5 protein-coding genes and 1 pseudogene are annotated in these 5,266 nt (G+C 38.2%); 1 reads left to right on the forward strand and 5 read right to left on the reverse strand.

The genetic code is table 11. The annotated features are described in order from the left end of the window. Window positions 1–64 precede the first annotated feature (64 nt). From K8S13_RS23380 to K8S13_RS23400, 5 genes are read right to left on the reverse strand one after another with little or no spacing between them, the layout of a single operon-like run. The gene (locus tag K8S13_RS23380; protein WP_291466139.1) at window positions 65–532 is read right to left on the reverse strand and encodes a radical SAM protein; all 468 of its coding nucleotides are present in this window, start codon (window positions 530–532) and stop codon (window positions 65–67) included. A gap of 13 nt (window positions 533–545) precedes the next feature. Beyond that, window positions 546–1,634 (reverse strand): aminofutalosine synthase MqnE, encoded by a 1,089-nt coding sequence (gene mqnE, locus K8S13_RS23385; protein WP_291466140.1) that lies wholly within the window; start codon window positions 1,632–1,634, stop codon window positions 546–548. After that, window positions 1,634–3,112, reverse strand: coding sequence for a DNA topoisomerase I (locus K8S13_RS23390; RefSeq protein ID WP_291466141.1), 1,479 nt, complete (start codon window positions 3,110–3,112; stop codon window positions 1,634–1,636). The genes mqnE and K8S13_RS23390 overlap by 1 nt, the downstream gene beginning before the upstream one ends. Then, window positions 3,109–3,564, reverse strand: coding sequence for a hypothetical protein (locus K8S13_RS23395; RefSeq protein ID WP_291466142.1), 456 nt, complete (start codon window positions 3,562–3,564; stop codon window positions 3,109–3,111). Before K8S13_RS23395 ends, K8S13_RS23390 begins: the two co-directional genes overlap by 4 nt. An 11-nt stretch (window positions 3,565–3,575) precedes the next feature. After that, complete coding sequence (locus K8S13_RS23400) at window positions 3,576–4,340, reverse strand: ParA family protein (protein ID WP_291466143.1); 765 nt, start codon at window positions 4,338–4,340, stop codon at window positions 3,576–3,578. A gap of 177 nt (window positions 4,341–4,517) precedes the next feature. Here K8S13_RS23400 and K8S13_RS23405 point away from each other — a divergent pair. Next, window positions 4,518–5,266 (forward strand): annotated as a pseudogene (locus K8S13_RS23405) (hypothetical protein); the annotation flags it as partial.

Raw genomic sequence — 5,266 nt, forward strand, 5'->3', positions numbered from 1 at the left:
GGCCGCAGGGAATGGAAGAAAGGCCGGTCTTTTTTAGAATTAATATGGTTTCACTGATGGACAGTCAAGACTTCTTTGCAATAAAATCTATTTCAGGAGGAGAAAATCCGTGAATATGAATATCAAAATTTTCTTTAATATACCGTAACAGACCAACATAATAATCAATACTAAGATCAGGGTTCATGCCGCCCTGCAACAGAATCTGCGTACCGCCAAGGTCTATGGTCTCCTGAATTTTATCAGTGAGTTCCTCTTTTGAAATAACATATCCTTTATCCTGACCATGATCCTTATTGGGCGGTTCAAAGAATGCGCAAAACCGGCAGCCTGACACGCAGATATTCGTATAATTGATATTTCTATCCACCACATAAGTGACAATTTTATTTGGATGATAAAAAAACCGTTTTTGGTTTGCAAGAGTTGCAAGGGTTAAAAAATCAGCCTGCCTGAATAAAGCAAGGCCTTCATTGATATCAATTCTTTGATTTTTTTTAATTTTCTCAATAATATGATTTAATTTGTTCATTATATTCACACAATCATTTAATCGGATGATAGAAAGAATCCCGCTCAACAGGTTCAAGCCCGGCTTTAGTAATCATGTCCTCCATTTGATCTTTTGTAAGGCCTTTGGCGGATTTAGCACCGGCCATGTGGGTAATCCTTTCTTCTATAATCGTCCCATCCAGATCATCAGCTCCAAAACTTAAAGCCACCTGGGCAAGTTTTTCGCCTATCATCACCCAATATGCTTTAATGTGAGCAAAATTATCCAGCATCAGACGCGCTGCCGCCACATTCTTCAAATCATCCACTGCAGTTGTTGGAGGGAGATGGGAAAGCTTGGTATTTTCGGCATGAAATGCCAAGGGGATAAAGGCGGAAAACCCGGCTGTTTCATCCTGTAATTCTCTCAGCGAGATGAGATGATCTACTCTTTCTTCCATGGTTTCAATATGACCGTACAACATGGTGGCATTGGTTTTAATTCCTGCCTTGTGAACAGCCCTTACAATCTCAAACCAACGAACGTGCCCGATTTTTTTGGGAAACAATTCTTTATGGACCCTTGAATTCAGTATCTCTGCCCCACCACCCGGCATCATTTCAAGCCCGGCATCCTTAAGTCTTTGAATGGTATCTTCCAAAGAAAGTCCGGCAAGATTGGACAAATAATCAATTTCCACACAGGTAAATGCTTTAATGGTGGCGTTCGGTCTGACCCTTTTGACTGTCTTTAAAAGATCAATGAAATATTCAAAATCCAAATCAACATTGAGTCCCCCTACAATATGCAATTCATTAACCGGTTCATCAATACGCTCCAAAAGTCTTTTTTCAATCTGGTCAATAGACCAGGCATAGGCGCCTTTTTCTTCGCGATCCCTGGCATATGCGCAGAACCGGCACCTGTTCTTGCAGATATTGGTATAATTTAAATGCTGATTATAAATATAAAACGCCTTATTACCGTGCAAAGACCTTCTGACATGGTTTGCAATCAGCCCTAAGCCGATCAAATCATGGGTTTCATAAATACAAATCCCGTCTTCCTTGGAAAGACGGGAACCTTTTAAGACTTTTGAATAAATACTTTCAAGCCTTTTATCGATAAAAAATATCTCCATTAACGTCTCTTTCTTCTTCTAACCACCTTTTTCTTCTTTTTAGGTGCTGATTTGGTTGCTGCCTGAGCCATCATGTTCTGTTTTGGATCAAACAGGTTGTTCTGAGTATATGAGCAGGATGCGCGGGGACATTTGAGTCCTTTTTCACCGTTGGGAGTCGTGGTTTCCGTTAAAAATGAATTTTTACATAAAGGGCACTCAAAATGATAGGGTTTATCCCAGGAAACAAACCGGCAATCCGATTGGGTACATGAAAAAAACTCTTTTCCCTTTTCCGTTGTTTTTGAAACAACCTCCCCGTCTTTGCAAAGAGGGCAAGGCATGGTCAATTCGCTTTCAAAGGCAGCAATCTGAGATTCAATATCTTCATCTGCCTTAGAAGTCTTTTTCATTTGTTCTTCCTGGATCTGTTTTTGCCTGTCTTGTTCTTCACGTTGCAATTTTTGTTCTTCATCCTGTTTGAGTCTTTCTTCCAAAGCTTTTAACTGTGCTTCTTTCTCAGCCATCTGGGCTTCACGGGCTTCTAATTGGGATGCCTTTTCCTCGGATTTAAGCGCTTCTTTCTGGGCTGCCAAAAGCTGTTTTTCCCTTAGTTCAATTTCCTGAAGCTGTCTTGCGGCTTGCTTAGCGATCTCTTCTGCTTCCCGTATTTTTTCATCCTTTTCAGCCAGCTCTTTTGCAAGTTCTGCTGCTTTTTTTGCTGCTTGTTCTGTCTTTTTTATCTCTGCTTTTTTAGCTTCTAATTCTTGTTTTGAAGGACCTTTATCAAAAACATCCTTTATTTTTAATTGCCCGGGAGAATCAAGCGAGTGTTTTTTTCTTTTTTTGATTAACTTTGACAAACGATTAAAATTTTCTTTTTTTAATTCCCGGGAAATTTCCTTTGACTGGCTTTGGGTTACACCATCACCTGAAACTATTTGGGAAGCTTTTTTCTGGGCACTATCCTTTGAAACGGATACTCCGCGGCTTTTCAAAGTAGATTTAAAACTATCCTTAGCAAGTTCAAGACTTTTCCTTCCTGAATTTACCTCATCATTCATTTGAAGAACAAAGGCAACCAGGTTCATGCCCTGCATACCGGGGAACATGCTGTCAAGAAAACCAACCATCATAAAAGCGGGCATTTCCGCTTTTAACTGGCCATTTGTATCCGTAGTGATATACCCTTTGTTCAAAACAGAACTAATCGTTTTTTCAAGTGTATCATCTTTTTCAAGCCCAATATCTATCAGTTCATTGACAAATGAATCTTTTGTATATCTTTCCGGCGGAAAATCCGAATACTGCTTAATTTCTCTTTCTCTTTCAATGATAAGTGTAATGCAGGAAATGCTTGCCAGGTTAAAAGACATCATTGCAGAATATGAATCCACATCCAGCAGAGCGGTAATTTCCCGTGCAAGAATCTCATCCAATTGATCTCTTACAAATGTGGGAGATAGTTCCTCGTTTTGTTTAGCATCTGTATCCATCATTCACCTTTTTGATTTGTTTCCGGCTGTTTTGTTTCCGGCTGTTTTGTTTCGGGCTGGTTTATTTCAGAAATCATATCTGCAATATTTGAAGCCATCTGAGCCACCTTGTCATCTTGCTCAGGGCTTATTGGAGGGGCTGTATTCTCTTCATGAAGCAAATCGTCTTCGCCCTCTTCCTCAAAATCATCCCGTAAGGTTGAAATCTCTAAACATTCGCCTTGCCTGTTAAAAATCACAGATAATGGGACCTTAATTTCAAACTCAAATTTATAAGCAATATTATCGTTATAAACTATCAAATCACCATTTTTATAGTCTATTTCATCTTGAAGTGTAAAACTATGCTTTTCAAGAAGCATCTTTTCAATGGCTTCCCAATCTAATTCTGCATTTATTGTATCAATAAATTCTTTTTCACTTTCCTGAATGGTCTCGGGATTTGTAAGTTTCATAGAATACCTCTCTATTTGAAGAAAAAATGCAGCTCCTTTGCAAAACTCAGATATGCCTCAGCCGCCGGGCTTTTTATATCATGCAATGCTACAGGGATCTTTAAATCGATTGTTTTTTTAATATTGTCATCTTCAGGAATAAATGTATTATAAACCATTTGTTTTATATCTGATAAATCCTGATTTTCCAGAAAGAAAAGGATATCTTCTTTTGTTTCACACCTGTTGAAAAGAACTCCGGCTATTTTCAAGGGAACATTGTGAGTTGTCCGAATATATTTTACCATTCGGAGCAGACAATGGAAATCTTCAACCGAATTGTGATGAACAGTCATGCAGACAAGCAGCCAATCAGCTGCCGCCATAGCCGTAACACTTAAAAAATTATATGACGAAGGTGAGTCAATAATAATATACTCATACTCGTCTTCAACATCCTTTAAAAAAAGACGTAAAATCTTTTCATTTCCAGGATTTTTGGCCAAATTCAAAGCAGCTTGAAACAAATTAAATCCTGCGGGCATCATATCCAGGTAGTTGACTTGAGTTTTTACAATCGCATCTGTAACCTTTGCCCGACCCGACAAAACTGATGTGATATCACAATTATAATCCAAGCCCTTAATACCGCACCATTGAGTGGAACAGCCCTGGGGATCACAGTCTATTAACAGCGTATTTTTTTCAAATAACGCAAATGATGTGGCAAGATTTACCGCTGTAATGCTTTTTCCTGTCCCGCCCTTCTGGCCTGCAATGGTAATTATTTTACTCATAACCATATACCTTTAGCACAATTATCAAAAATTTCAATCCTAGTTTAAATATAAAGGTGATCCCCCCCATTTCCAAATATAAAAAATATAATGAAATATTCAGGATGAGTTGAAATAATATTGTGAATATATCATAATGTGAAGCAATATCAAACTACAAACAGGAGATTAAAGCCTTTGGCGAACATATCCATCTCTTTTGAAGGGATAGACCAGGCAATTGCCAACCTTAATTACCGACAAAATTCGGTAAAACAGAAAACGATCTTTGCAATAAGGGCTTTTTATACTTCAGAGGAGTCCACAAAACAATTAGATTCAATTGATACGGATATCCTGATCAAATCCATCTGGGATGTTGGTGACAATCTTTCAAAAATCAAAACAAAACGAAGAAATTTCTCAAGTATTAAATCTTCGATTAATGCGGATTTGGAAAAGCTCTCCAAAAAGGAACAGAATCCTGAAAACATTATCATTTCTGATTCAAATGTATTTGATATGACCCAGGAAGCAAAAAACAAGCTCCTCAACTCTTTTACAGATGCCGTTAAAACTGGAGATATTAATCTTGATCAGGCCACAAATCTTCTAAAAACCGTTACAGATTTCCTCGATAATATTCAGTTAGAGGACTCTGATACTGATTCTGAAGATCTTGTTAACCAAATCAAAAAAATTCTGAATAAAATAACTGAAAATGTCCTTCCCGAAGAAGATATGGAATCTACTCCGGGACTCAAAAGGCTAAAAAAGGGGGACGTTGACTTTGAAAAGAGTGAAGGCCTCGGTGAAGCTGAAACCCTTGATGGAATAGATGGCCCGGGAATAGACAGTATCGATGAAGATGAAACTCTTGAAGAGATAGATGACCTTGATGAAGATGTCGAGGAACTTGAACTTGATGAAGACGAAGAATTGGAAGA

It is taken from the genome of Desulfobacula sp. (genome assembly GCF_021107415.1).